Source organism: uncultured Helicobacter sp. (genome assembly GCF_937893305.1).
In the GTDB taxonomy this organism is placed as follows: domain Bacteria; phylum Campylobacterota; class Campylobacteria; order Campylobacterales; family Helicobacteraceae; genus Helicobacter_D.
This window is the reverse complement of sequence record NZ_CALBGN010000020.1, coordinates 87,859-113,081: the sequence shown is the minus strand read 5'-3', so window position 1 is coordinate 113,081 and position 25,223 is coordinate 87,859. Positions and strand designations below refer to the sequence as shown.

General features: G+C 34.7%; 25 protein-coding genes and 2 tRNA genes. 11 read left to right on the top strand and 16 right to left on the bottom strand.

Features of this window, described 5'->3' with window-relative positions:
• Positions 1-9: 9 nt before the first annotated feature.
• Genes Q0358_RS08115 through Q0358_RS08080 form a run of 8 tightly spaced genes read right to left on the bottom strand, consistent with a single transcriptional unit; the run spans position 10 to position 5,141 of the window.
• Positions 10-534 (bottom strand): GNAT family N-acetyltransferase, encoded by a 525-nt coding sequence (locus Q0358_RS08115; RefSeq protein ID WP_299549978.1) that lies wholly within the window; start codon positions 532-534, stop codon positions 10-12.
• Positions 531-1,172, bottom strand: coding sequence for a ribosome biogenesis GTP-binding protein YihA/YsxC (yihA, locus tag Q0358_RS08110; RefSeq protein WP_299549975.1), 642 nt, complete (start codon positions 1,170-1,172; stop codon positions 531-533). Before yihA ends, Q0358_RS08115 begins: the two co-directional genes overlap by 4 nt.
• Positions 1,172-1,633 carry a lipopolysaccharide transport periplasmic protein LptA gene (gene lptA, locus Q0358_RS08105; RefSeq protein WP_299549972.1) on the bottom strand — a complete coding sequence of 154 codons (462 nt, stop codon included), beginning with the start codon at positions 1,631-1,633 and terminating at the stop codon, positions 1,172-1,174. Before lptA ends, yihA begins: the two co-directional genes overlap by 1 nt.
• Positions 1,630-2,181 (bottom strand): LPS export ABC transporter periplasmic protein LptC, encoded by a 552-nt coding sequence (lptC, locus tag Q0358_RS08100; protein ID WP_299549969.1) that lies wholly within the window; start codon positions 2,179-2,181, stop codon positions 1,630-1,632. The genes lptA and lptC overlap by 4 nt, the downstream gene beginning before the upstream one ends.
• Positions 2,165-2,659 carry an HAD-IIIA family hydrolase gene (locus tag Q0358_RS08095; protein WP_299549966.1) on the bottom strand — a complete coding sequence of 165 codons (495 nt, stop codon included), beginning with the start codon at positions 2,657-2,659 and terminating at the stop codon, positions 2,165-2,167. Before Q0358_RS08095 ends, lptC begins: the two co-directional genes overlap by 17 nt.
• Positions 2,656-3,228 (bottom strand): imidazoleglycerol-phosphate dehydratase HisB, encoded by a 573-nt coding sequence (gene hisB / locus Q0358_RS08090; RefSeq protein ID WP_299549963.1) that lies wholly within the window; start codon positions 3,226-3,228, stop codon positions 2,656-2,658. Before hisB ends, Q0358_RS08095 begins: the two co-directional genes overlap by 4 nt.
• A 13-nt stretch (positions 3,229-3,241) precedes the next feature.
• On the bottom strand, positions 3,242-4,060 hold the full coding sequence (locus tag Q0358_RS08085) for a septal ring lytic transglycosylase RlpA family protein (RefSeq protein WP_299549960.1): 819 nt from the start codon (positions 4,058-4,060) through the stop codon (positions 3,242-3,244).
• Between the two features lies 1 nt (position 4,061).
• On the bottom strand, positions 4,062-5,141 hold the full coding sequence (locus tag Q0358_RS08080; RefSeq protein WP_299549957.1) for a lytic transglycosylase domain-containing protein: 1,080 nt from the start codon (positions 5,139-5,141) through the stop codon (positions 4,062-4,064).
• Between the two features lie 166 nt (positions 5,142-5,307).
• Here Q0358_RS08080 and Q0358_RS08075 point away from each other — a divergent pair, with 166 nt between their 5' ends.
• From Q0358_RS08075 to Q0358_RS08060, 4 genes are all read left to right on the top strand, one after another.
• Positions 5,308-6,972 (top strand): type IV secretory system conjugative DNA transfer family protein, encoded by a 1,665-nt coding sequence (locus Q0358_RS08075; protein WP_299549954.1) that lies wholly within the window; start codon positions 5,308-5,310, stop codon positions 6,970-6,972.
• A 262-nt stretch (positions 6,973-7,234) separates the two neighbouring features.
• Positions 7,235-8,410: a ferritin-like domain-containing protein gene (locus Q0358_RS08070; protein WP_299549951.1), complete on the top strand. Its 1,176-nt coding sequence runs from the start codon at positions 7,235-7,237 to the stop codon at positions 8,408-8,410.
• Between the two features lie 84 nt (positions 8,411-8,494).
• Positions 8,495-9,619, top strand: coding sequence for an acyl-CoA dehydrogenase family protein (locus tag Q0358_RS08065; protein WP_299549948.1), 1,125 nt, complete (start codon positions 8,495-8,497; stop codon positions 9,617-9,619).
• A gap of 9 nt (positions 9,620-9,628) precedes the next feature.
• Entirely contained in the window at positions 9,629-10,468 is an 840-nt protein-coding gene (locus Q0358_RS08060) for a PhnD/SsuA/transferrin family substrate-binding protein (protein ID WP_299549945.1), read from the top strand.
• 132 nt (positions 10,469-10,600) lie between these two features.
• Here Q0358_RS08060 and Q0358_RS08055 read toward each other — a convergent pair.
• From Q0358_RS08055 to rpsT, 3 genes are all read right to left on the bottom strand, one after another.
• Positions 10,601-10,691 (bottom strand) — tRNA-Ser (locus Q0358_RS08055).
• A 55-nt stretch (positions 10,692-10,746) separates the two neighbouring features.
• Positions 10,747-11,823: a peptide chain release factor 1 gene (gene prfA / locus Q0358_RS08050; protein ID WP_299549942.1), complete on the bottom strand. Its 1,077-nt coding sequence runs from the start codon at positions 11,821-11,823 to the stop codon at positions 10,747-10,749.
• A 26-nt stretch (positions 11,824-11,849) separates the two neighbouring features.
• Positions 11,850-12,125 (bottom strand): 30S ribosomal protein S20, encoded by a 276-nt coding sequence (gene rpsT, locus Q0358_RS08045; RefSeq protein WP_299549939.1) that lies wholly within the window; start codon positions 12,123-12,125, stop codon positions 11,850-11,852.
• A gap of 81 nt (positions 12,126-12,206) precedes the next feature.
• Here rpsT and glmM point away from each other — a divergent pair, with 81 nt between their 5' ends.
• The 3 genes from glmM to Q0358_RS08030 all read left to right on the top strand — a co-directional run bounded on the left by glmM (position 12,207) and on the right by Q0358_RS08030 (position 14,115).
• Positions 12,207-13,544, top strand: a complete 1,338-nt coding sequence (gene glmM / locus Q0358_RS08040) for a phosphoglucosamine mutase (protein WP_299549936.1) — start codon at positions 12,207-12,209, stop codon at positions 13,542-13,544.
• Positions 13,538-14,020 carry a signal peptidase II gene (gene lspA / locus Q0358_RS08035; protein WP_299549933.1) on the top strand — a complete coding sequence of 161 codons (483 nt, stop codon included), beginning with the start codon at positions 13,538-13,540 and terminating at the stop codon, positions 14,018-14,020. Before glmM ends, lspA begins: the two co-directional genes overlap by 7 nt.
• A 19-nt stretch (positions 14,021-14,039) precedes the next feature.
• Positions 14,040-14,115, top strand: a tRNA-Val gene (locus Q0358_RS08030).
• Between the two features lie 50 nt (positions 14,116-14,165).
• On the opposite strand, the gene glmS is transcribed toward Q0358_RS08030, so the two are convergent.
• A complete protein-coding gene (gene glmS, locus Q0358_RS08025) occupies positions 14,166-15,959 on the bottom strand; it encodes a glutamine--fructose-6-phosphate transaminase (isomerizing) (protein WP_299549930.1) in 1,794 nt (597 codons plus the stop codon).
• A gap of 117 nt (positions 15,960-16,076) precedes the next feature.
• On the opposite strand from glmS, the gene galE reads away from it, so the two are divergent.
• Both galE and Q0358_RS08015 read left to right on the top strand, forming a co-directional pair.
• Positions 16,077-17,099, top strand: coding sequence for a UDP-glucose 4-epimerase GalE (galE, locus tag Q0358_RS08020; protein ID WP_299549927.1), 1,023 nt, complete (start codon positions 16,077-16,079; stop codon positions 17,097-17,099).
• Between the two features lie 2 nt (positions 17,100-17,101).
• A complete protein-coding gene (locus Q0358_RS08015) occupies positions 17,102-18,196 on the top strand; it encodes a phospholipase A (RefSeq protein ID WP_299550046.1) in 1,095 nt (364 codons plus the stop codon).
• 327 nt (positions 18,197-18,523) lie between these two features.
• Here the strand turns inward: Q0358_RS08015 and Q0358_RS08010 are convergent, their stop codons facing one another.
• The 3 genes from Q0358_RS08010 to grpE form a co-directional block, all read right to left on the bottom strand.
• A complete protein-coding gene (locus Q0358_RS08010) occupies positions 18,524-19,228 on the bottom strand; it encodes a hypothetical protein (RefSeq protein WP_299549924.1) in 705 nt (234 codons plus the stop codon).
• A gap of 318 nt (positions 19,229-19,546) precedes the next feature.
• Positions 19,547-21,424 carry a molecular chaperone DnaK gene (gene dnaK, locus Q0358_RS08005; RefSeq protein WP_299549921.1) on the bottom strand — a complete coding sequence of 626 codons (1,878 nt, stop codon included), beginning with the start codon at positions 21,422-21,424 and terminating at the stop codon, positions 19,547-19,549.
• Between the two features lie 27 nt (positions 21,425-21,451).
• The gene (gene grpE / locus Q0358_RS08000) at positions 21,452-22,039 is read right to left on the bottom strand and encodes a nucleotide exchange factor GrpE (RefSeq protein ID WP_299549918.1); all 588 of its coding nucleotides are present in this window, start codon (positions 22,037-22,039) and stop codon (positions 21,452-21,454) included.
• A gap of 256 nt (positions 22,040-22,295) precedes the next feature.
• Between grpE and Q0358_RS07995 the strand changes: the two genes are divergently transcribed.
• A complete protein-coding gene (locus Q0358_RS07995) occupies positions 22,296-23,138 on the top strand; it encodes a M23 family metallopeptidase (protein ID WP_299549915.1) in 843 nt (280 codons plus the stop codon).
• A gap of 8 nt (positions 23,139-23,146) precedes the next feature.
• Positions 23,147-23,764, top strand: coding sequence for a class II aldolase and adducin N-terminal domain-containing protein (locus Q0358_RS07990; protein ID WP_299549912.1), 618 nt, complete (start codon positions 23,147-23,149; stop codon positions 23,762-23,764).
• On the opposite strand, the gene Q0358_RS07985 is transcribed toward Q0358_RS07990, so the two are convergent.
• Positions 23,761-24,972 carry an NAD(P)/FAD-dependent oxidoreductase gene (locus Q0358_RS07985; protein WP_299549909.1) on the bottom strand — a complete coding sequence of 404 codons (1,212 nt, stop codon included), beginning with the start codon at positions 24,970-24,972 and terminating at the stop codon, positions 23,761-23,763. The two genes, Q0358_RS07990 and Q0358_RS07985, sit on opposite strands and share 4 nt — an antisense overlap.
• Positions 24,973-25,223: the final 251 nt, after the last annotated feature.

The following is a 25,223-nucleotide window of genomic DNA, read 5'->3' as shown; positions in this document are numbered from 1 at the left end:
AAATAATTCTTAGATTTGTTTGATTAGTGCTATTTCTTCGCATAGTGGAAAATGTTTGCATAAAATACAATCCGCCCAAATTTTTTGATTAGGAATCTTATCTTTACTAATTTCTATAAAATCAAGTTTTTCAAAAAGCGCACGCTTATAAGTTAACACTAAAATTTCTTTAATCCCAAGTTCTTTGCCCTCCTTTTGACAATCTAAAATCATTGCTGTGGCAACTCCTAATCGCTGTGCTTTAGGAATAACAATTAAGCTTCTAATCTCTGCAAGCGTAATAGAATGTAAATGTAATGCGCAAAATCCTAACATTACAGGGTTTTTTAGTGCACTTAAAGACTTGTTTTCTAAGAAAAGTTTGCTAGGGTTGGAATCTAAAATTTCTTGTTCTTCCCAAGCAACGCGATAAGAGCGAATCATATTTGCCATAACTTCAGCACTTCTTTCTAAAATCACACCTCTTTCTACTTCAGGACGCACAATTTCACGCATTGTTGGAATATCATTTAATACAGGTTGTGTAATAATCATAGGGCATATCCTAATGTGTTTGCTACAATAAAATTTGCAATTTTAGGGGTATTTTGTTTTTTTAAAGAGCTTGAAAATAGGGCGTTTGGAAAGGCAGCTTTGAGTTTGTTTTGTTCACTTACATTGAGTTTGTCAAATTTTGTAAAAACTTGCACAAAGCGTTGATCTCCTCTTAAAAACTGCGCAACAAATGCCACAAGATTTGCATCAATTTCTAAATTAGGATGTCTGCTGTCTATTAAATGCACAAACAATCTAATGCAATCTCTTTTGCGTAAAAACTCCACTAAATTGCGATTCCATAGCTCCTTTTGACTTTTAGCAACTTTTGCATAGCCAAATCCGGGCAAATCTACAAAAATGAGTTTTAAGACTTCTTGCTGTGTGGAATCTTCTGTAGAATCTTGTAGAGTGTTTGTTTTCCATTGCGTCAAAAAAAAGTTAATTAGCTGTGTTTTGCCCGGAGTTGATGAGCTTTTTGCTAGATTTTTTTGGTTGCATAAGAGATTAATTAGTGTGCTTTTCCCTACATTGCTACGTCCTAGAAATGCAACTTCTGAAAGTATAGGTGGGGGACATTGTGAGAGATTTTGCGCTGAGGTTAGAAAATTTGCACGAATTAGGCTAAAGTTTTGCATCATTTGTCTTTATCTAACTTAAAGATTAATCGTGCAGGCTTTTTTCCATTGCCAACAACATTAATATAGCCTTCTTTGTATCGGACTATAATTTTATCGCCTCTAACAACATTGTTTTTGTCTATTTCCTTTACGATTGCATTGCCTAAAATTTGATATTCTTGCGTGCTTGGAAAATACAATGCTTCATTAGATTCTCCTTCAATCTTACGTCCATCTTTTAATTCTAGCCAAAAACGCACATTACCAATGGCTTGCATTTTGTTAGGGCGATTGTTGGAATCTAAAAATACAAAGGCTTCTTTAGCAACTAAACGATCTTTTGCGCGTTTGATTTCTACATTTCCTTTTAAATGAGTAAGCTTTTTTTTCTCATCGCCGATAAATTCTTGCGCACTCACTTCAATTTCATTTGCAAACGCAAAAAGCCCTAAAAATAGGATTCCAACTAAGAATTTCATGGATTTTCCTTTAAGATTCCATAAATATTTGTTGCATGGATTTTTTCGTTTTTATAGATAAGATTGCGTCCGCGGATTTTGGAGTTTTTATCTAAGATTATAAACTCTCCAACTCCTTCTAAGCTTTTAGATTCTGGAGAATAGCGCGCTTGCTCACTCCAAACTTTTGTTGCATCACGCTTATAGGTAACGCCTTGTGAAAAAAAAATATCTTTATTGTTATAAAGTGCTAAGTCAGCTTGCAAGAGTTCAGGAGTTTTATTGTTGAGATTTTTTACTTCCAAAGATTCTAACTCGCTTTCTTTGTTTGTGTTTTCCTTTGCTTTTTTGCCTTTGGCTATAGTATTTACGCCATTTTCTGTGATTTTAAAATATGCAAAGTTAAACACTTCAAAGCGCGAAATATTTTGCTGTGCTTGCGTAATGCGTGCGTGCTTTATGCTTAAAAACAAAACCATAACAATACTAAACCCACATAAAAATATAAAAAAGAAAGTTACAAGTTGTGCACTTTGGAAGGTTTTTAAGGGATTAAACAAAGAGTTCATAGAGTTTTGCCTCTAAATTTTCTTTTTTAATAATGTTGTCAATCATTGCACGCACAGCACCTTTGCCGCCTTTTTGTTTTAAGACTTTACGCACATTTTGCTTAACAAGTTTCGCTGCATCTTTTGGTGCATAAGAGTGCTTAACAAGTTTAAGCATACTTAAATCATTTAAATCATCACCAATAATTGCAACTTCATTAAGAGAAATTTTTGTTTGCGCTACAATCTCTTTTAAAGCTTGTGCTTTGTCTTTGATTCCTTGTTTAATGTAGGTGATTTTTAGTTCTTTTGCACGATTTTCTACAAGTTTAGATTCTCTCCCAGTAATTATTGCAACTTCCCTTCCAAGCCTAATCCAAGCAGCAATTCCTAAGCCATCTTTAACATTAAAAGCTTTAATTTCTGATCCTATATCACTATAAATAATACTTCCATCGCTTAAAGTGCCATCAACATCTAAAACGATAAGTTTAATCATAGCACACCCTTTGTGCTAGGGATTCCAAGTGCATTGTTTCTGGTGCAAGCTCTACGCAATGCAACAGCAAAGGCTTTAAAAGAAGATTCAATTAAATGGTGTTGATTCTTGCCTCTTTTTGCAATAATATGTGCAGAGATTCCAGCATTTTGCACAACAGCACGAAAAAACTCTTCAACTAATTCGCAGTCAAATTCTCCAACTTTTCCACTAATAGGGACTTCATAAATTAAAAAAGGGCGATTGCTTAAGTCTAAATCACATTCCACGCAAGCTTCGTCCATCACAACACTAGCATTTCCAAATCTTTCCACTTGACAAATTGGAAAAAGTGCTTGTTTGAGTAATGTGCCAATGACGATTCCACAATCTTCTACGCTGTGATGAAAATCAACTTCCAAATCTCCTTTGCAACTAAGATTAAGATTCCAATTTGCGTGCTTGCAAAAAGATTCTAACATATGGTTGAAAAATCCGATTCCACTTTGAATTTCTCCATTACCATTCCCATAGACTTCTAAAGAAGCGGTGATTTGTGTTTCTTTTGTCGTGCGTGTTAGTGTTTGCATTGTTTTACCTTAGTTATTCTGTAGCAATAAATGCTCCTGCAATTTTTTGTGATGCAATAAAATCTCTTGCTTCTCCTTCGCTTTTAAATCCACTTAGCATTACGCGATAAATAGGCGCACCATCAAGCATATATTCTTTGATAATGGCTTGATAGCCGTGAAGATTAGCGTGAGTATTTTGATAGCTTTGCGCACCTTCTTTGCGCCTAAATGCACCAATTTGAACAAGAAAATGTGAGAGTTGTATTGTCTTTTGTGTGGTAGCAACTTTGTATTCACTGCGCGCAATGGTTTCTTGATTGAGTGGTAGGGCATTAGAGATTGCACCATTAAAACCAATTACTTCTACGCGCACACGCGCTGTGCCTTTTGCCATCATATTAATATCTTGTGCAGCACTTTTGGATAAATCAATGATTCTGCCTGCAACAAAGGGACCTCTATCATTAATGCGCACAATGGTTGAACGCCCATTTTCTTTACTTGTTACACGCACGATTGTATTCATTGGCAAGGTTTTATGTGCCGCAGTGTGTGCATACATACTATAAGTTTCTCCGTTAGAAGTTTTTTTGCCGTGGAATTTTGGACCATACCAACTTGCAATTCCGTCATAGCTTTCACCTAGCGTTACGGTTGTTGGATAATACCATTTTCCATTGATTTGATAAGGACGCATTGTGGCTTTTTGGGATTGCGCGCTATTATTCATTGTGCCATAATTTGGCGCACCACCATTATAGGGAATATTTGTTCCTTTAGAACCACAACCAAGCAAAAGCGCTATAAAAGCCCCCAAGAAAACCTTAAAAAAGATTCCAACAATTTGCATTTTAACCTCTGTTTAATGGAATCACAATTTCTTGATTAATAGAAAGCGTATTGCTATTTGAGATTCCATTGTATTGTGCGATTTGTTTGCTTGGAATACCATAGCGTTTTGCGATAGAATACATTGTTTCTCCCTTTCCTACGCGATGAACAAGATAGGGTCTTATTTTGATGTCTTGATTTTGAGTGTTTTCTTTATAATGTGCCAGAAATTGATAAGGAATATGCACGCTGTAAGTTCTAGAAAATGTTGGAGTGATTGCGCGTTTAAACTGCGGATTATAGCGTTTTAGCTCGCTTAAAGGAATTCCGGCTTTAGCGGCAATCTTACTAAGTGGTGTAGCAGGGGCTACTTCAATAGTTGCTAGAAGAGAATTTGCTCCGCGATTTAAAAAATAATCATAATCATTTGTTTTTAATGTGTCTATATTATGAAATAGTAAAGAAACCGATAAAATTTTTCGGATATACATTCTGCTTTCTAGGGGAATATACTTTGCATCAGGATCTAATAGCACATTTAGAGAATCGCTTTTGGCTTCTTGTATGGCTTTTCTTAAACGTCCATCTCCACAATTATAAGCAATGGCGGCTAGATACCACTTACCAAAAGAAGCTTTTAGATATTTTAGATAGGTAATGGCTGCTTGTGTGGATTTAATAGGGTCTTTGCGTTCATCAATTTGACTATTAATAGTAAGTCCTAGTGATTGTGCAGTTTTTGGCATAAACTGCCACATTCCAATTGCGCGTTTGTTAGATTTTGCAGTAAGAGAAAATCCAGATTCTATCATTGCAAGATATAAAAACTCTTGCGGGATTCCTTCTTTTAGAAACATTTCTTTTAGTGTTGGGATAAATTCTTGCCCATCTTTAAATTTTGCAAGCAAATAATTTTGGTGCGTATCGCCAAAAAATGTGTTTCTAACATCGAGAAAGTAAGCGTCGTTTAAAAACTCTGGTTCTACATCAAAAGTTTTTAACACTTCTTCGTTGCGCATATCGTAATCTAAATCATTAAATTGCGCGAAAGCGGAAGTAATGAAAGTTAGCAAACAAAGCAAAAGATAAAAAATTTTCATTTTTGGATAGCCTTATACTTAATAAAGTTTAAAAAACCTTAATTCTATCTAAAAAAACATAATTTTTCAAGAAATTAAACTGAGTTTATGCAGGAGTTTAGAGAATATTGGATATATTTACGCTTTTAATGAAAAGTGTTTTATAAGGTATTAAGGAGCTATTTTAATGATTGGTTTTGTGCAAGATCATCTTAATGATTTTAAAGATCAAATTATTATTCCTAGAGAATTTACAAGCGCGATTTGTTTTGGTCAAACTGGTATGGGTAAAACAACAGGTTTTATTTTGCCAAATTTAGAAGATAGAATCAAAAGCGGGCAAAGTGTGATTGTCTATGCGTATAAAAGCAATTTTGAAGGAATGGTAAAAGCACTTGCTAGAAAACATAATCGTTTGCAAGATATAATAGAGATTGGGACGGACTTTGGGGAAAGCATTAATCTTTTAGACGGAGCCACTGAAAAGCAAATTGATATTTGGTTTGCTAGATTTGATAGTGAAAGGGATAATTATTGGAATCAAAGCGCAAAAAATCTCTTTAAAGCGGTTTTTGAGAGTTTAAAAATTTTTGCCCTTTTTAAAAAGGACTCCTTAATGGAATCTTTTTTGATAAATTATAAAGAAATAGTGAGTTTTTGCGAGATTAATGAATGCTTGTCTATTGAAAATTTAAAGAAGCTTTATGAAGATATTCAAAGGATTTATCAATTTGTTTGTAAGCAGAAAGAAGTATATCAAGAGAATTTTATGTTGCTAACCAAAATAAAGAAATTACAGCTTTGTAGTAATCTTTTAAAGGAGTATTCTAGTTTAGAAAAAACAGAACCAGGAACAGGAAATAAGGGAGTTCAAGAACATTTAAAAAATCTTATTTCTGATTTTGCTAAACATCTAAATATCAATCAAGGTAGATTTTGGAGTAATAATTATTTTGATGTGGGAAAAATTGTGATAATTTATGTGGAGAATTTAGGCTTAATGCTATCAAACTTCTTTAATGTGCGTTTATCAGATCTTTTGCAAAAGCGTTTAGAGTTAAGGCATTTTGATGATTTATTGGGAGTTACTGTGTTTTTAGATGAAGCGCATAAAATCATTAATGTAGATTCTATACCTGAAGTTTCTGTATGTAGAGAAAGTCGTTTTGAATACATTTTGGCAACACAAAGTCCAAATCTCTTATATCAAGCAATTGGAGTTAATAACACCCTTGCAATGCTTGATAATATTGTCTATAAACTAGGCTTTAAGGTAGATAGTATCGAAGAATGCAGGGGATTAGAGAAATTTGAATATCGCTTTTTGGATGACTCTAAATGTGCAAAAACGCAAGGCAAAATAAAAAATCCAGTTTTTATAGACAAAGATGAAATTTGTAGTGCTAGGGCGGAATATGCTAGATTTAATAGGATTTTTGAAAGATTTGTTGTGTATGATTGTGAGAACTTTAAGAAGATAGAAAATATCAGCAATAATGCATACCTAATCCCAAAAAGCATTGAACATCAAGCAATTTTGCACGATGATCATAGGGTTTTAGAAGTAGAATATTGTAGCATTAATGCTATAAGCCTAGACTTTGGAGTATCTAAGCAAGAACACAAAGAAGAACAAGAAACTAAAGACCATAAAAAAACTGAAGATTTAAGAGAAGATTTTGATGCATTAATGCGTTATGTTGCAAAAATGGATAATGAGCTAACAGAGATAAAACAAGATAGAAAAATTACCTCTGTGAAATTTATGGAGCATGCGCGTTTAATGCGATCACAATTAAATAAGTTAAGAGATGAAATTAAAGAAATAAAAGAAAATTATCCAAACAAATAATTTTTTTTCAATTCTTCTAATCAAAAACATTCTCTGATAAATTTGCTAAGTTTTGTTGATTTTAAATTTCTAATTAGTTTTATTGCTATTCTTAGATTCACTTTATTAAATTTTTATGCAAGAATCTATATTTTTAAAAAAATTTGACTATACAATAAAATTAATTTATGCTATAATCCCAACCTTATCACTGCTTTATGCTGTGTATTTTCCGTGTGAAAAGTCCATAGCTCAATGCTACAATACTATTTAAAAGTCAAGAATGTCTACAAATACAATTTTTATGGGAGAGATTCCTTTGGGAAAACTCTTTTTTATGCGCCTTGAAAATGCGTTTTTACTTGCTTTGGAGAATGCAACGCTTGAAGTGGTAAGTGATTTTGATAATTTAGAGTCCGAGCTTGATGCGTGGTGCCGTTTAAAGGGCGAAAAGTTTATTCAAAAAACCCATTTAAAGCATTGCTTTAGCTACACGCTTCAAAAGCAATCTAAAAATGCTTTCACGCCTTTAAAAACCGATTCTATCTTGTCTCTTGCGCCAAGTAATTTTGGGCTAAGTGCTAGGGATTCTATACCACAGATTGCAAGCCCAGAGTATGACTTTATGTTAAGCCACAAAGAGAGCGTTTGGAGTGAGAATCTAACACGTCTTTATGAAGACTCTAAAGCGGCACAATGGAATGCAACAAGTGAGATTGAGTGGGGTGCGATTCCAACTTATGATAAATCCTTAGAATTTGCCATTTCGCAAGTTATGACTTATCTCGTAGAAAATGAGTTTTCCGCCCTTTATGTGCCCGCAAAATTCTTACCAAAAGTTTCGCCTTATTACACAGAGGTGCCTTTACTTCTCTCTAGTATTATCGGTGATGAAGCAAGGCATATTGAAGTTTTCATTAAGCGTGCAAAAGCCACAGGTTTAGGGCTTCAATACTCCACGCTAACTACTCAGCAAAGCCTTTATACGCTTTTTAAAGAAAAAAATTACTTTGTTTCTAGCTTTTTGTTGCACATTATGGGGGAGGGGACTTTTGTAGATTTGTTACATTTTTTAGAAGAGCATATCCCTGATGCGCCGACAAAAAAGCTTTTGCGCCTTGCAAGAAAAGATGAAATGCGTCATGTTGCCTATGGAATGGCACATATTAAGCAAGGTTTAAGCGCAAATCCTAACAAAATCGCGCTTTTAAAACGCTCTGTGTTAGAGCGGAGAAGTTATTTAGATGAATTAAGTGGGGAATCTACGCTTTTATTGGAATCATTAGCTGTAATTGCTGGTGGTGGAAATTCTCCAAATGCTATAAAAAGAGGATTTGAAGCCTTAGAAGAGTTAAAGAAAAAAATGGAAAAAAATCGCACAAAACGCTTGATAGAGTGCAGAATTGATGAAGAGCTTGCAAGGGAGTTAAGCAAGGCACATACACCAAACTTTATGTGAATCTTTTTTGGTGGCGCAATTTGCGCTATCACAAAGGGTTTATCCTTAAAATCCGTGAGATTATTAACAAAAAAAGGAGCTTAAATGCTAGAAAAAGAAACACTTTTGGATTCCACACTTGCCTTTGGAGCGGAGTTTGTCGCACCTGTTACACAAGATGCTGATTTGCAAGGAAAGTTTCCAAAATCTGCTTATGATGCCTTAAAACAAAAGGGTTATATGGGGCTTTTAGTGCCAAAGGAATATGGCGGTTTAGGTGGCGGAAACTTTGAACATACTCAGGTTTGCTATGCTTTGGCACAATATTGTGCTACAACAGCACTTTGCTATATGATGCACAATACTTCTGTGGCGGGGCTTTGCGCGAGCGGTTCTGATGAGCTAAAGCAAGAGTTTTTGCCAAAGGTTGCTAAAGGGGAGATTGCCTTTGCTCTTGCCTTTAGTGAAAGTGGCTCTGGGACACATTTTGGAGAGCCTGATATTACAGAAGAAGTGAATGGTGAAGATAGAATCCTAAAGGGGCGAAAGAGCTTTGTAACTTCTGCGCAAAATGCGGATTATTATCTAACTTATACAAATTCCTGCATTAATCAAGGTGCAAAAAATATTTGGCTTGTGCATAAGGATTCTAACAATCTTTTGCACGAAGAAAATGTATGGAATGGTCTTGGAATGCGTGGTAATGCTTCAAAGCCTGTGCAATATAATGGTGTGCGTGTGAGTGAGCATTTAAGAGTGGGTAAAGAAGGAGACGGGGAGAGTGCTGCTGGGGCTGTTTTAATGCATTTTATTACTGGACTTGCAGCAGTGTATAGCGGACTTGCAAAAGCGGCGTATGATTGCGCGTTAAACCATACAAAGAAAAGACAATACACAAATAAAACTTCTCTTAGTGATGTGGAGCTTGTGAAAATCCACTTAGCTGATATGTATGCTAAGGTTCAAAGTGGAATTGCATTAGCACTTGATGCGGCAAGTAGCTTTGATAAAGGTGCTGATGATGCGGTTGTAAAAATCTTTGCTTCGCGCATTAATGCAACACATAATGTCTTAGATGTCTGCACTCTTGCAATGCGTTTAGGTGGAGGTAAGGCATATAGCAAGCTTTTGCCACTTGAACGCTATATGCGTGATGCGCTTGCTTCACAAGTTATGGCACCTAGTCTTGATGTGTTAAAGGTATGGCTAGGTAATGCGATTGCAAAATAAAGGAAAACTATGCAAACATTACTTTTAGGAGCGGTTGCGTATGACCCAAAGGTTGTGCCTATTTGGGATATTATTAGGGATTATGCAAATGAAAATGCAAAGACTTTTGGCATTAAACTAGATTATGTGCTATTTAGTAATTATGAAAGGCAAGTTGATGCGCTGTTAAAGGGGCATATTGATATTGCGTGGAATACAAATGTAGCGTGGATTCGCACTTTGCATGCGACAGGAGGCAAGGCAAGCGCGCTGGTTATGCGCGATACGGATATAGATTTTACAACGAAATTTGTTTGTAAAAAGGGAAGTGGAATCCAAAATCTTGCTGATTTAGTTGGTAAAAGATTTGGACTAGGCTCTATGGATTCCGCTCAAGCAGCAATTATGCCCTTGTATTATCTGCAAAAAGAACAAGGTGGTTTAGATTCTCAACTCTCCATTGTGCGTTATAATAGCGATGTGGGCAAACACGGAGATACAGGTAGAAGTGAGTTTGATCTTTTGAAGGCAATTAAAAAAGGTGAGTTGGATGCTGGAAGTATTGGCTCCAGCACTTGGATTAGAATCCTAGAAGAGGGGAGCTATCCAGATATTGAAAGCTTCTGGAGTAGTCCAGGATATTGTCATTGTAATTTTTCTATTTTGTCGGATTTTGATTCTAGTCTTGCAGATTCCTTTAGTCAGATGTTGCTTAGTCAAAATACCCAAAAAGACAATCCTGTCATTGCAAAAATGATGCAAATGGAGGGATTAAATACTTGGGTTAAAGTGGGAGAAAGGGAATTTAGGGCATATGATGACATTTATCAAGCAATGCAAGAACAAAATCTTTTAGAAAATAATCTTTAAGTTTTCAAACCACTACGCGCAAAATGCGTGTGGGTTGGGTTTTTCAAATTGTAAAATCATAAATTCAAATAGCTAAACTTTGCTTGGTATGGAATCTATTTTGTATTTACTAAAGTGGAGATTTATAAAGAGTGGCGGACAGAGAGAGATTCGAACTCTCGGTAATCTTGCGACTACGCATCCTTAGCAGGGATGTGGTTTCAGCCAACTCACCCATCTGTCCAAAAAATTATAAAGAAGCGAAATTATAACGATTTTAAGTAAAAGAGAGCTTAAAATTATGCGATTCCGCTATTTTGTAGAGCCTCTGCTTGAAAATACGCCACAATTGGATCGATAACGGAATCTAAATTCCCACTTAACATAATCTCTTCTAAGCTGTATAAAGTCAAGCCTACACGATGATCTGTTAAGCGATTTTGTGGATAGTTGTAAGTGCGGATTCTTTCACTCCTATCTCCACTTCCAACTTGGGACTTTCTAGCTTCTGCATTTTGTTCCATTTGTGCTTCAAGCTCTGCTTCATAGATCCTAGCCTTTAGGATTTTCATTGCTTTGTCTTTATTTTTGTGCTGGGATTTTTCGTCTTGCATAGAAACGCTAATTCCTGTTGGAATATGTGTGATTCTAACAGCAGAATCTGTAGTATTAACGCATTGTCCGCCGTGTCCCCCAGCGCGAAAGACTTCAATGCGCAAATCATTAGGGTTAATCACAACTTCCACATCATCAACTTCAGGCATAATTGCAACTGTGATTGCTGATGTATGCACTCTTCCTTGTGATTCCGTAGCTGGCACGCGTTGCACACGATGCGTCCCGCCTTCAAACTTCAACCTTGAATATGCACCTTTACCTTTAACAAGGGCGATAATTTCTTTATATCCCCCAACACTATTTTCACTAGAACTAATGATTTCTACTTTCCAAGCCTTAAGATCTGCATAGCGCACATAAGCGCGAAACAAATCCCCCACAAAGATTCCAGCTTCATCACCCCCTGTGCCTGCGCGTAACTCCAAATAAATGTTTTTGTCGTCATTAGGATCTTTTGGAAGTAGTAAAACCTTAATTTCTACTTCTAATTCTATATTTTGCGCTTCTGCTTCTTTAATTTCTTCTTTTGCTAAATCTCCAAGTTCTTTATCATCTAGCAAAGCTTTGTTTTCTTCAATGCTCTGGAGATTATTGAGATATACACGTGCCTTTTCTACAAGCTCTTCCAAGTCGCTTTGCTCCTTGCTAAGTTCTGTAATACGTTTCACATCATTTAAGATATTAGGATCAACAAGTAGCGCACTAATTTCATCATAACGCTGAATAAAGGGTTGAAGTTTAGAAGCTAACATTAACAAGAGCTTTTAGGGAAACAAACGCGAATTTAAGCGTTTGCTAGGGCAAGTTTTTTAACAGAAGCGTTCAGGCGACTAACTTTTCTAGCAGCAGTATTTTTGGTTAAGATTCCTTTGCTGACATAACTATGGAAGTTTTGATTGATTTGTTTTATCGTTTCTTGCGCTTTGTCTAAATCTTTTGCGTCAATTGCTTCTTTTAACGTTCTTGTCATATTTTTGATTCTTGTTTTATAGTAGCGATTTCTTTCCGTGCGCTTTTTTGTCTGACGAATGCGTTTCTCTGCCGATTTATGATTTGCCATAGTGGTATTAATCCTTTTGTAAAAAATTTAAGCTAAAATTCTATTTAACATTTTATTAAAAGCAAATAAAAGGGCGTAATTATGAAGTTATTTGGAACAGATGGTGTAAGAGGTGAAGCCGGCGTAAAACTAGACGCATTTTGCGCGCTTAAATTAGGAATTGCTGCGGGAATTTATTATAGAGAACACGCAAAAACAAATAGAATTTTGGTAGGAAAAGACACAAGGCGTAGTGGATATATGCTAGAAAATGCCATTGTTAGTGGGCTTACAGCGGTGGGTTATGAGGTGATACAGATTGGACCTATGCCAACACCTGCTATTGCATATTTAACAGAAGATATGCGTTGTGATGGTGGGATAATGGTTAGTGCTAGTCATAATCCTTTTATGGATAATGGAATCAAGTTTTTTGGGCGTAGTGGATATAAGATTGATGAAAAAGATGAAGAAGCAATTGAGAAGATTTATAAGGATTTGAACCTTCTTGAATCAGCGCAAAAAAAGGGTAAAGAGATTGGCTCATCTAAGAGAATTGATGATGTTGTAGGGCGTTATATTGTGCATATTAAAAATTCTTTTCCAAAAGACTTATCTTTATATGGAATCCGTGTTGTGCTTGATTGTGCAAATGGAGCAGCCTACAAAGTGGCACCAACAATTTTTAGTGAGCTTGGGGCGGAAGTTTTTGTGATTAATGATGAGCCAAATGGTTTTAATATTAATGAGAATTGTGGAGCAACGCAACCTTTAATGCTACAAGAAGAAGTGCGTCGAGTTAGAGCAGATATTGGATTTGCTCTTGATGGTGATGCTGATAGACTTGTGGTGGTTGATGAAAAAGGAGAAGTGGTTCATGGAGATAAACTCATTGGAGTGCTAGCTTTAGCTGCTAAAGAATCTAAAATGTTAAAAAATAACGCAGTTGTTGCAACAATTATGAGTAATTATGCTTTAGAAGAATTTTTGAAAAATCACGGAATCACACTTATGCGTTCAAATGTTGGCGATAAATATGTGTTAGAAGCAATGCTTGAAAAGAATTTAAATTTTGGTGGAGAACAAAGCGGACATATTATCTTTAGTGATTTCGCAAAAACAGGTGATGGCTTGGTGAGTGCTTTACAAACAATGGCTTATATTTTAAAATCTAAAAAATCAGCTTCTAAGGCGTTAAATTGTTTTAATCTTTATCCACAAATTTTAAAAAATCTCTCTGTGAGTTCTAAACCTAGTTTGGAATCACTAGAGAATTATCAAAATTTTTTAAAATCTATTGAAGCACATAATATACGCCATTTAATCCGTTATAGTGGGACGGAGAATAAATTGCGTATTTTGCTAGAGGGCAAAGATATAAAACTTTTAGATAAAGTTATGCAAGAGTGTGAAGAGTATTTTAAAGGCAAGATTTGTTAGGTTTTAAGCATAGGGTTTGGCTTGGTTTTTGTTTGGCTTTGTGTATTGTATTTTTGCTAGATCAAACAATTAAATGGTATTTTGTTTTAAAAGGTTATCAACACGGAGATGTAATTTATGACACAAATGTAGTTTCGTTGTTGCTTGTGTATAATAAAGGAGTGGCGTTTTCTATGTTTGCGTTTTTGCAAGAATGGCTTAAATATTTACAGATTTTACTTTTAGTTGGAATCTTTTTTTATTTATGGAAGTATAAAGAGATTTTAAATGCACATTTTATTGCGCTTGGAATGATTTTTGGTGCAGGGATTTCTAATATTTTAGATCGGTTTATTCATGGCGGAGTGGTGGATTATATTTTTTGGCATTATAAATTTGAGTTCGCGATTTTTAATTTTGCTGATGTGATGATTAATGTGGGCGTTGCACTGATTCTTTTAAAAGTTTTTTTAAGAAAAGATAAAAGTCCGCTATGATAGAATTCGCGTTCTTTTTGGTCGCGTAGCTCAATTGGTAGAGCGCTACCTTGACATGGTAGTGGTCGCTGGTTCAAGTCCAGTCGTGGCCACCACAGGATTTAAACTCACAAATTCTCTTTTATTTAGAATTCTTCAGTTTTTATTACTCCACTGTTACACTTTTGGCTAAGTTTCTTGGCATATCTACATCATTGCCTAAACGCAGGGCAACTTCAAGAGCAAAGATTTGCAACACAACCATCATTGAAAAAAACTCTGTCATATAATGAGAATAATGAGGGATTGCAATCCAATCATCAGAGCCTTCATAATATTCTGCACTTAATGCACAAATCATTGCATCGCGCGCGCTTAATTCTTCAACATTGCTTTTAATTTTATCGTGCAGGAGATTTTGTGGCATTAGCGCAACGCAAAATAGCCCTAAATCGGCTAATGCAATAGGTCCGTGCTTCATCTCCCCACTAGGATAACCTTCAGCGTGTAGATAGCTAATCTCTTTAAGTTTTAATGCGCCTTCTAAGGCTAAAGGATAAAAAATGTCACGACCGATAAAGAAAAATCCGTGTCCGTGCAAATAACGGCGCGATAAGCGTTTAATATGTTCGTGAAGTTTTTTATCTACTTTTGTGGCTTTGCTTGCTTCAAGCATTGTGTTTGCTTCATTTTTAATGGATTCTTTATTTAAAATTCCGCGTTTTTGTGCAAAAAAGTTTGCTAAAATCCAAAGCACCATCACTTGTGTAGCAAAAGCTTTTGTGCTTGCTACTCCTTTTTCAATCCCAGCACGCGTAAGCAAAGAATAATCACTCTCTCTTACAATAGAGCTATTATCTACATTGCAAATCCCAAGCGTTGTTAGTCCGCTCTTTTTTGCAAGTTTTAGTGCTTCAAGTGTATCGGCAGTTTCACCGCTTTGAGAGATGACAATAAAAAGCTCATTTTTGTGTAAAATCGGTTCTTTGTAGCGAAATTCACTAGCAATTTCTACCCTTGTTTTTAATTTTGCAATGCGTTCTAGCAAGTAACTTCCAGCAAGACTTGCGTGATAGCTTGTCCCACAAGCACAGAGCGTAATGGAGCTAAAAGAATCTAAATTTAACACCTCTAGTTCTTCAAGACTAAATCCTTCTTCACTAACTCTTCCCATCATTGTTTCAAGTAGAACTTTATGCTGTTCATAAATCTCCTTCTCCATAAAGAAAGTAAAACCATCTTTTTGCGCTGAAAGCTTATCACCGCTTAGGGCTTTTGTGTTAGAAAGAGTTTTGAAATCTCCTAATTCCATTTTTCCAATTTCGCCATCTTCTAGGTAGCACACTTCACTTGCAAGTCCAATTAATGGAGCATCAGAAGAAGCAAAAAAGATTTCTTTTTCATCTGTGCTTTTGCCAATGATTAAAGGAGAGCCATTTTTAGCATAAAAAATTGTATTTGGAGCCTTTTGCGTAATGAGCAAAATCGCATACGCTCCCTTTAAATCAGCTATTGTTTTTTTGAAAGCACTTAAAGGATCATTTGTTTGTGTGATATAGGATTCAAAGAGATGCACAATCACTTCTGTGTCTGTTTGCGAAGAAAACACACATCCTTGTTTTTGTAAGGATTCTTTGATGCTTTGGTAATTTTCAATGATCCCATTATGCACAACATTGCTATAATGTCCAATATGTGGATGTGCGTTAATCTCTGTGGGTTTTCCGTGTGTTGCCCAGCGCGTGTGTCCAATACCTAAACCAAAGCCATTTGTATGAAAATCTTGGCATTTATGTTCTAAATTAACAAGCTTACCAACAGCTTTAAAGGTGTGCAATTCTCCATTTTCTAAAACAGAAATTCCTGCAGAATCATAACCGCGATATTCTAACTCTTTTAAGCCATTTAGCAAAATAGACTTTTTATCATTTTCACCTATATAGCCGATGATTCCACACATTGTTCTCTCCTATTAGAATTTGATTTTGGCATTTTTACATAAAATGCGTAAAGAAATGGTAAATGGGGCAAATTATGTTAAAATTTGCCAAAAGCATACATTAATTAAGGATTAGAAGTGCAAACTTTTTTATTCACGGGAGCTGCTGGATATATTGGATCGCATACAGCGTATTATTTTTTAAAACATAGTGATTGCAAGATTGTAATTTTTGATAATCTCTCCACAGGTTTTTTAGAAAATGTAGAATTTTTAAAACGCACATTTGTCGGGCGTGTAGAGTTGATACAAGGGGATTTAGGAGATATTAAAATTCTAAGAAGAGTGTTTTTGGATTCCAACTTTGATGCAATTGTTCATTTTGCAGCAAGTTTGATTGTGCAAGAATCTGTGCAAAAACCCTTATTGTATTTTAAAAACAATGTAGCAAATTCAACAAATTTGCTAGAAGTCGCTCAAGAGTTTAAAGTTAATCGCTTTTTATTTAGCTCTACAGCCGCAGTATATGGAGAGCCGACAAGCAAAGAAAATCTTGCAGAATCTGCACCAAAAGCTCCTATTAATCCTTATGGAGAGTCTAAATTTATTATTGAAAAGATTTTGCAAGCATTAGAAGTGGCAAATCCTAGTTTTAAAAGTGTGATTTTGCGCTATTTTAATGTAGCAGGTGCGTTAATGGATAAAGAGGGTGCATTAGGACAAAGAACAAAAAATGCAACACATTTGATTAAAGTTGCGTGTGAATGCGCGACAAATAAACGCGAAAAAATGCAGATTTTTGGCACGGATTATCCGACAAATGATGGCACTTGTGTTAGAGATTATATCCATATTGATGATTTAGCAAGCGCGCATTTTTGGACTTTAAAAACATTAATGGATAAAGGAGAGAGTGAAGTTTATAATGTAGGTTATGGCAAGGGATTTAGCGTAAAAGAAGTGATTGATTGTGTAAAAAAAGTCAGTGCAAAGGATTTTATCGTGGAGTCTGCACCAAGAAGAGATGGTGATCCTAGCGTGCTTGTAAGTGATAATCAAAAGATTTTAACCCACACAAACTGGAATCCAAAATATAATGATTTAGAAATGATTTGTAAGAGTGCGTATTTATGGGAACAAACATTAAAAAAGGATTATTGAAAATGTGGTTTAGGATTTTAAGCGCGCTATGTTTGCCTTTGTTTGCGTATTGTAATGTCTTGCAAGAAAGGTTTTATGAAAGATTAGATTTTAGTGAAAATGAGCGTGCTAAAGTTCTGATTTTAGATAGGCAAATGCAAATTGTAGAAATTATTAGTGTGCAAAAGGGGCAAAAAGAATTAAAGTTGAACTTGCAGGATTCTGATGAACTTTTTGTAACTTTTGTAGAAAATCCTAAAAATGCACCTTTAGTAAAAGATTCTAAATATTTCAAAGATTTTGCGAATGTAAAATCAAAAGAGATTTCAAATATTGAAAATCCTAAAAATGCAAGTCTTGAAGAAGGGATTAGTCGTTATGAGGCGCGTTTTGAACGAAATCGTTTTTTTGGAGATTTTTTAGGATTTGAACCTTATAGATTTAATTATTTCTTGCCTGCAAGTGTGAGTTGGAACAAGGAACAAGGACAGACAAAACGCACAGAGGCAAAGTTTCAAATTAGTATTAAAAAAATGCTTATTGATGATTTTTTGTTTAAAGATTTAGATTTATATTTTGCTTATACGCAACAAAGTCTTTGGCAAATTTATGACAATGAACATTCTCGTCCTTTTAGAGAGAGTAATTATGAGCCTGTCTTGTATCTTAGCTATCCTTTAGAGCAGTATAATGTATTTTTTGATCGTGTGAATTTTGGATATATGCACCAAAGCAATGGTGGAGATTTACTAAAGTCAAGAAGTTGGGAGCGTTTATTTGTAGAAGGGATTTATGGTTATAAAAACTTTGCATTAGGTTTGAAGGCTTGGTATCGTATTAAAGAAGACGCAAACAAAGATGACAATCCAGATATTTTAGATTATATGGGGTATGGAGAATTGAATTTAGCTTATGGAATCAATCAACATATTTTCACGCTGACTTTGCGCAATAATTTAAAGAGCGATAATAGGGGAGCTGTTATGTTAGATTATTCTTATCCGATTTATAAAAATCTTTATTTGTATGTGCAGTATTTTAATGGATATGGAGAAAGTTTGGTGGATTATAACCGCTCTATTGAACGTGTTGGAGTTGGAATCTTGTTTGCGAGATAGAGATTTAAGAGATACTTGGGAGTTTTATGGGGTTTGTTGGGTTGTTTGGATTATAAATATCACTATAAAATCTCTTCGCAACTTCTTTATGAGAGCGCAATCTATCCTTTCTTGGAGTTTAATTGCGCTTACAAGTTAAAAATTTCATCAATCATAAAAGTATTAAGAATCCATTATCTTTATGGTTATTTACTAATGATTTGGGAATATGAATTCTTCTTTTATGAATAAATTTATTTGATCTTCGTTGCTTGTAGGTTATGGCAATAAATTAAGAAAAATTACCAAATAAATTTGAGATATTTTTGTAATTAAACTAATTGATATTTAAGAGATTTTTGTTAAGTTTTTTAAGCAAGAAAATGCTAATGATAAAAATTTAAAGAGATATTTTTGTTTGTGTTTTTGCCAATTTGTTGGCAAAGTCATTGTCTTGCAAAATCCTCCATATGCTCCACCAGCCCATTGTTTCTTGGTTTTTTTTGAAATAATTTCTAAGACAGGAATTTTAAGGTTGTCGGCAATATGAACATTTCCTGTGTCTGTGCTTATAAGGAAATTTAGACGAGATATAATCTCTACAAGATTTAACAAATCATTATTGTTTTGAAATATGATGATATTGTGCGTCTGATATTTTAGAGATATGATTGTTTTTGAGTGGCTTAATAATATAAACAAGAAAGAAGGAAATTTGCGAGATAAAATATATGTTATTTTTAACCAATCATTTATTTCAAAATTCATTTTCCTTCTCGTTGAAGTCTCACTAAAAGGAGAAATGCCAACAATTTTTTCAAATAGATGAGAATTTGCATTTGATAATATTTTATTTATATAAATTTTATTGGTTAAAGTTGTTTGTAGTCTTGCACATTCCAAATTAATTGCTGGAAACTGTTTGTCGAAGAGAATAGGATCAATTTTTCTTACGAGATTAAGATTGCGTTGCACTTCGCTATGGGTTTGGATCCAATAAGGATTAATAAAACGTTCAAAACCATGGATAAAAAAAATTCCATGTCGTAACATTAGACTTTGAGAAAAAGTTGTGATTTTCCTTTTTGCTGGTATATTTTTAGCTCTTTGTAATATTTTAAGATTGTTATGATTAATAACTAAAAGAATATCGAATTCTGTCCCCCCCCATTTTTGTTTTTGTAAGATTCTAGGGTGCTTATTTCATCAATGAAATTTAAGTTAGAAAAAATATTGTATGCTATACTTGTGCTACATAAAAGAGTTAAAGAACTCTGAGGATACAGCTGTTTAATGGTGTAATAGGCTGGGAGACAAACTAATTCATCTCCTATTTTGCCAGTATTTCCAAAGATACCTATTTTTTTGGGTTTATTCCACTTCTGCATCAATCACATCATCATCTTTTTTATTGTTTTGCGCATTTGGATTTTGTGCGTTTTCATCTTTTTTATACATTGCTTCTGCAAGTTTATGGCTTGCTTCTGTGAGTTCTTTGACCTTTGCTTCAATCTCTTCTTTGCTAGCGTTTTCGTTTTTAAGCACATCTTTTAGCGCATTGATTGCATTTTGGATTTTTTCAGATTCATTTGTGTCGATCTTGTCTTTCATTTCGTCTAGGCTTTTTTGTGTTTGATATACTAGACTGTCTGCTTGATTACGCACTTCAATGATTTCTTTTTTCTTTTTATCTTCTTCTTTATTTAGCTCTGCGTCTTTGACCATTTTTTCAATTTCAGAATCAGATAATCCGCTAGAGCCTGTGATTTTAATCTCTTGTGCTTTTCCTGTTGCTTTATCTTTTGCGCTAACTGTTAGGATTCCATTTGCATCAATATCAAAAGTTACTTCAATTTGAGGCACACCTCTTGGAGCTGCTGGGATTCCGCTTAGTTCAAAGTTTCCTAAAACTTTATTATCACGCGCTAGCTCTCTTTCGCCTTGTAAGACTTGGATTGTAACTGCAGGTTGATTATCTTCTGCAGTGGAGAAAACTTGATTTTTCTTTGTTGGAATTGTAGTTCCGCGTTCAATAATTCTAGTCATTACTCCACCTAGAGTTTCAATTCCAAGTGAAAGAGGTGTAACATCAAGTAAAAGCACATCTTTTACATCGCCTTTTAAAACACCCCCTTGGATTGCCGCTCCTACTGCTACAACTTCATCAGGATTTACAGATTTATTAAGCTCTTTACCGATAAATTCTTTAACACGCTCTTGCACTTTTGGAATTCTTGTAGAGCCTCCTACCATTACAACTTCATTGATTTCGCTCTTGCTTAAATCTGCATCTTTAATGACGCTTTCAATTTTATCAATGGTTTGATTGATGTATTGTTCAATTAAGCCCTCGAACTTCGCTCTTGTAAGTTTTTTAACCAAGTGTTGAGGTCCTGCTTGTGTCATCGTGATAAATGGCAAGTTAATTTCAGTTTCTTGCGCGCTACTTAGCTCTTTTTTAGCATTTTCTGCTGCTTCTTTTAGTCTTTGAAGAGCCATTACATCGTTTTTGAGATTAATGCCTTGTTCGCTTTCAAACTCACTTACAAGCCAATCAATAATAGCATTGTCAAAATCATCTCCACCTAAAAATGCATCTCCACCTGTTGCTTTAACTTCTACAACATTATCACCTGTTTCAAGAACGGTAACATCAAATGTCCCACCTCCCAAGTCATAAACGACAATATTTTCAGATTGTTTTTTGTCTAATCCATACGCAAGAGCAGCTGAAGTTGGTTCATTAATGATTCTAAGCACATTAAGCCCTGCAATCGTCCCTGCTTCTTTTGTTGCCTTTCTTTGCGCATCATTAAAATATGCTGGCACAGTGATGACCGCTTCTGTAACTTCTTCACCCAAATAGCTTTCTGCATCAGCTTTTAATTTCATCAAAATTTTAGCAGAGATCTCTTGTGGAGTATAAACTTTGCCCGCAATCTCAATAGCACACGCCCCGTTTCTATCTACAACTTTGTAAGGGAGCCTTTTTTTAGCTTCTTGAGCTTTGTCTTCATTATACATTAATCCCATAATTCTTTTAATAGAATAGATTGTTTTTTCTGGATTTGTGATTGCTTGGCGTTTTGCAGGATCTCCTACTAAAACTTCGCCTTTATCTGTGAAGGCTACAATTGAAGGAGTTGTGTTTTTACCTTCTTTGTTTGCAATAATTTTTGCTTCATTTCCTTCAAACACCGCCATTGCTGAGTTTGTTGTTCCTAAGTCAATTCCTAATACTTTTCCCATTTTTTTATCCTTTAATAATGAATTTAGTTATTTTGCAATGCTAACCATTGATGGTCGCAAAACTCTTTCTTTATACTTATATCCTTTTTGCATTACTGTAACAATATCTCCAGCATTATGCTCTTGGCTTTGCACTTGTAAAATTGCATCGTGAAAATTTGGATCAAACGCGCCATCAGTAGCAATAGGTTCGATTCCGTGTTTTGCAAGAGATTTTAGTAGATTCTCTAGTGTTAATGCGATTCCTTCTTCAATTTTGCCTAAGATTGCATCTTGTGCGGCATCACTTGTCTTAGAATCTTGAATGCTTTTTAAAGCAATTTCTAGTGTATCAATGCTTGGCAGTAAATCCTTTGCAATTTTTTCATAAGCATACTCTAAAGCCTGATCTTTATCACGCTCTAAGCGTTTTTTTGTGTTTTCAAAATCCGCATAAGCGCGTACATATTGTTCTTTTAATTCCGCAATCTGCGCTTGTAATGCACCTATGTTTGTGGAATCTTCTTCTATGTGATCGCACTCTTTGTCTTGCGTGTTAATATCTTGCAAGTTTTCTTCTGAATTTTCTTGCGCATTATCTTGTTGATGTGATTGTTCATTATATTGATCCTGCAATGCTGCTCCTTTCTAGCTAATTGACAACTTAAAAGTGAATTTTAGCAATTATTCTTTCAAATTTCAAGCAAAATTATATAACTTTAGTCTTTTAATGTCAAGTTTAATTAATAAAATGAGCTAAACTTTCTTAAAAGTTAATAATCAATTTTAAATACAGGGTTTTCGTGTCGTTTTTTGAGATTTTTTTGCTTTTAAGTAAAACTGCGTTATGCTACAAGACTTTAAAATTAAGATTGTTAAATAAGGTGTTAAAATGCTTAGAAAAGTTGGAATTGGAATTGCGCTTATGTTTGCTTTAGTCTTTGCGCAAACACACAAGGAGGCACCAAAGCAAGCAGTAGAACAAAACACACAATTTGTTGTAGAAAATGGCAAGACGATTATCTTAAGCACGACAATGCGGGATCCAAACCCCATTGTGATTAACAAAAAAACTTATTTTTGGATACCACACCCTAATGATTCTACGCGCAAAATCGCCATTTTAGCAATCCCTTATTATTCTAAGCCTAGTGTTGTGGTATTGCAAAGTGGAGCTAAAGTGGAAGTTGTGCAAGGAAATTACAAAAAAGAGAAGATTCAAGTTAGCCAAGGTAAGGCAAAACCAAATCTTAAAAATCAAGAACGCATTAAAAAGGAGCATGATGAAGCAAATGCTATCTATAGCAATTATAGCCAAAAACGCCTTTGGGATTCCTCTTTTATGCTGCCAATGCAGAGTAAAATTACAAGCGCTTATGGAAGTGCGCGTGTCTTTAATGGAGAGATTAAAAGTTATCATAGTGGGACGGATTTTAGAGCCGCTATTGGAACAGAAATTTTTGCTAGTAATCGTGGCAAAGTTGTGATTGCAAAAGATCGTTTTTTAGCAGGGGGTTCTGTGGTTTTAGATCACGGAGAAGGAGTGTTTAGTATGTATTATCATTGCAGTGCAATTAAAGTTAAGGTTGGCGATCTTGTAGAGAAAGGAGATTTAATCGCGCTTAGTGGAGCAACTGGAAGAGTAAGTGGTCCGCATTTGCATTTTGGAATCTTAGTGCGTGGCGCACAAGTGGATCCGTTAGATTTTATCGCACAAGTTAATGGGCTTTTTTAGGGGGTAGTATGGATTATAATATTGATACAGAAATTTTAAAGAATCTAAAAACTATTTCTCTTTCAATGTTTCGTAAAAACTTCTTTGGAATCTTTCACGGATCGCTTTCTATAAAACTTGAAGAAGGACATTTTCTTATCAACAAAAAAGACGCAATTTTTGATGATTTAAATCAAGATTCTTTAATTATGCTCTATCACAAACAAGATTATCGTTGGAATGAAGCAAGTATTGATGCTTTTATTCATTCATTGATTTATCAAAATATTCCTAATGCAAAATATATTGCTTATGGTATGCCACCTTTTACGGTTTCTTATACGCTAACACATAATCAAATTATTCCTAAAGATTATTTTGGTTACACAATGCTTGGCGCACTAGATGTGTATGATCCAAAAGATTTTGATAATTGGTATGAAAGGGCGGATATTGAGATAAATCGCTATTTTAAAGAAAGCGATAAAAAGATTATGGTTATTAAAGGTTATGGAGTGTATGTGTATCATAGAGATTTACAAATGCTCTCAAAGCTTCTAGCGCTTTTAGAAAATACTTGCAAAATCTTGCATTTTAGTTCAATTTTAGAAGCAAGTAAGCAAAATCAAGATTTATTTGATATTTAATTGCTTGTGCGGTAGCGAAATTGCCCTTTTTTAAACACCATATTTAAGCCTCCAATGCTGTATAGCCATTTGTTTTCAATAGTGTTTTTCATAAAAGCTGCAATTTCACCTTTGACATTTTTGTGATAAACGATTCCAACTCCATCTGTGTGTCCTATGGAGCAAACCGTGCCTCTGTGATTGAATTTAAAGACTACATTGAAAGGTTTGTTTTCCAGTTTTGCACATAAAAGATCTGCAATATAATCTCCCATTTGTGCAGCAAGCTGTGCTGTTGGAGCGTGAATAGCGTCTTTATCAGTAGCAATAGCACAATCACCAACAACATAAATGTTTTCAAATTCTTTGCACTGAAGTTGAGCATTTACTGCGATTCTACCATTTTTATTAGGGATTTCTGATTGTTCTACAATCTCGCTTCCTTTTACTCCCGCGCTCCAAAGAATTGTATTACCATAAATGCTTTGTGTTTTGCCTTCACATTCCACAATCACTTCACCTTCTTTAATTTCTTTAATATCTGTGCCAGATAGAATCTCAACGCCTAGGTTTTTGAGCTTGGATTCTGCGATTTTAGCAAGAGAGTCACTAAAGACGGGTAAAATATGTTTAGAGCGTCCTATACAAGTTACTTTTGGAATCTTTTTGTCAATGCCACAGATTAAACAAAGTTCTTTTAGCTGTGTGGCAAGTTCAGCGGCAAATTCAATGCCTGTAAAGCCTGTGCCACATACGATTGTTTGTAAATCTTTTGGGTTTTTTGTATGCACAAATTCTTTAAACTTATTTTCTATGTTTTTGTCTAATTTCAAAGCAGAGTTTAAAGATGAGAGCATATAAGTGAATTTCTCAACACCCTTAATGCCAAAATTATTAGGTTTAAAGCCAAGTGCGATGACTAAAATATCATAAGGATATTCTCCACCATTTCCAATCACCTTGTTTTCTTTAGGAAGGATTTTTTTGATTTTGTCTTTAATAAAATGCACCTTGTTTAAATCTAGGACTTTACGATAATAAATTCTTGCCTTTCGAGCACTTAATGTCCCAATTGCGACTTTATGCAAAAGTGTGGTTTGGTAGTGATAATCGTGTTTGCTAATGAGTGTAATATCTGCTGTTCCTTTGTATTTGCGCTGAAGTCCTAAAACAGCCTTTAGTCCACCATATCCGCCACCGATAATTAGAATCCTCTTGCACTCTTTCATGCCCAAATCCTTGCAATGAAACTTTAGGATTTAATATTAAAATAAAGTTGTTAATAAAACACTAAAAGGTTAAATAAAAATTGATTTTTTAATTAAAATGTGTAGTTTTGGGAATATTTTTTGCTTAAAAATTTTTAAAATCAAAGAATTAAGAATGCATGTTAAATTAAATTATCAATTTCGTTTTAGTCTAGTAAAAAAGGCTCTTTGATAGGCATTTTTTTGGGTGGCGCAATCTTTTGGAGAGATAG

Coding starts and splice junctions, on each gene's coding strand:
- Q0358_RS08115 (WP_299549978.1), bottom strand. CDS start 534: ATGATTATTACACAACCTGTATTAAATGATATTCCAACAATGCGTGAA.
- yihA (WP_299549975.1), bottom strand. CDS start 1,172: ATGCAAAACTTTAGCCTAATTCGTGCAAATTTTCTAACCTCAGCGCAA.
- lptA (WP_299549972.1), bottom strand. CDS start 1,633: ATGAAATTCTTAGTTGGAATCCTATTTTTAGGGCTTTTTGCGTTTGCA.
- lptC (WP_299549969.1), bottom strand. CDS start 2,181: ATGAACTCTTTGTTTAATCCCTTAAAAACCTTCCAAAGTGCACAACTT.
- Q0358_RS08095 (WP_299549966.1), bottom strand. CDS start 2,659: ATGATTAAACTTATCGTTTTAGATGTTGATGGCACTTTAAGCGATGGA.
- hisB (WP_299549963.1), bottom strand. CDS start 3,228: ATGCAAACACTAACACGCACGACAAAAGAAACACAAATCACCGCTTCT.
- Q0358_RS08085 (WP_299549960.1), bottom strand. CDS start 4,060: ATGCAAATTGTTGGAATCTTTTTTAAGGTTTTCTTGGGGGCTTTTATA.
- Q0358_RS08080 (WP_299549957.1), bottom strand. CDS start 5,141: ATGAAAATTTTTTATCTTTTGCTTTGTTTGCTAACTTTCATTACTTCC.
- Q0358_RS08075 (WP_299549954.1), top strand. CDS start 5,308: ATGATTGGTTTTGTGCAAGATCATCTTAATGATTTTAAAGATCAAATT.
- Q0358_RS08070 (WP_299549951.1), top strand. CDS start 7,235: ATGTCTACAAATACAATTTTTATGGGAGAGATTCCTTTGGGAAAACTC.
- Q0358_RS08065 (WP_299549948.1), top strand. CDS start 8,495: ATGCTAGAAAAAGAAACACTTTTGGATTCCACACTTGCCTTTGGAGCG.
- Q0358_RS08060 (WP_299549945.1), top strand. CDS start 9,629: ATGCAAACATTACTTTTAGGAGCGGTTGCGTATGACCCAAAGGTTGTG.
- rpsT (WP_299549939.1), bottom strand. CDS start 12,125: ATGGCAAATCATAAATCGGCAGAGAAACGCATTCGTCAGACAAAAAAG.
- glmM (WP_299549936.1), top strand. CDS start 12,207: ATGAAGTTATTTGGAACAGATGGTGTAAGAGGTGAAGCCGGCGTAAAA.
- glmS (WP_299549930.1), bottom strand. CDS start 15,959: ATGTGTGGAATCATCGGCTATATAGGTGAAAATGATAAAAAGTCTATT.
- Q0358_RS08015 (WP_299550046.1), top strand. CDS start 17,102: ATGTGGTTTAGGATTTTAAGCGCGCTATGTTTGCCTTTGTTTGCGTAT.
- Q0358_RS08010 (WP_299549924.1), bottom strand. CDS start 19,228: ATGTTACGACATGGAATTTTTTTTATCCATGGTTTTGAACGTTTTATT.
- dnaK (WP_299549921.1), bottom strand. CDS start 21,424: ATGGGAAAAGTATTAGGAATTGACTTAGGAACAACAAACTCAGCAATG.
- Q0358_RS07995 (WP_299549915.1), top strand. CDS start 22,296: ATGCTTAGAAAAGTTGGAATTGGAATTGCGCTTATGTTTGCTTTAGTC.
- Q0358_RS07990 (WP_299549912.1), top strand. CDS start 23,147: ATGGATTATAATATTGATACAGAAATTTTAAAGAATCTAAAAACTATT.
- Q0358_RS07985 (WP_299549909.1), bottom strand. CDS start 24,972: ATGAAAGAGTGCAAGAGGATTCTAATTATCGGTGGCGGATATGGTGGA.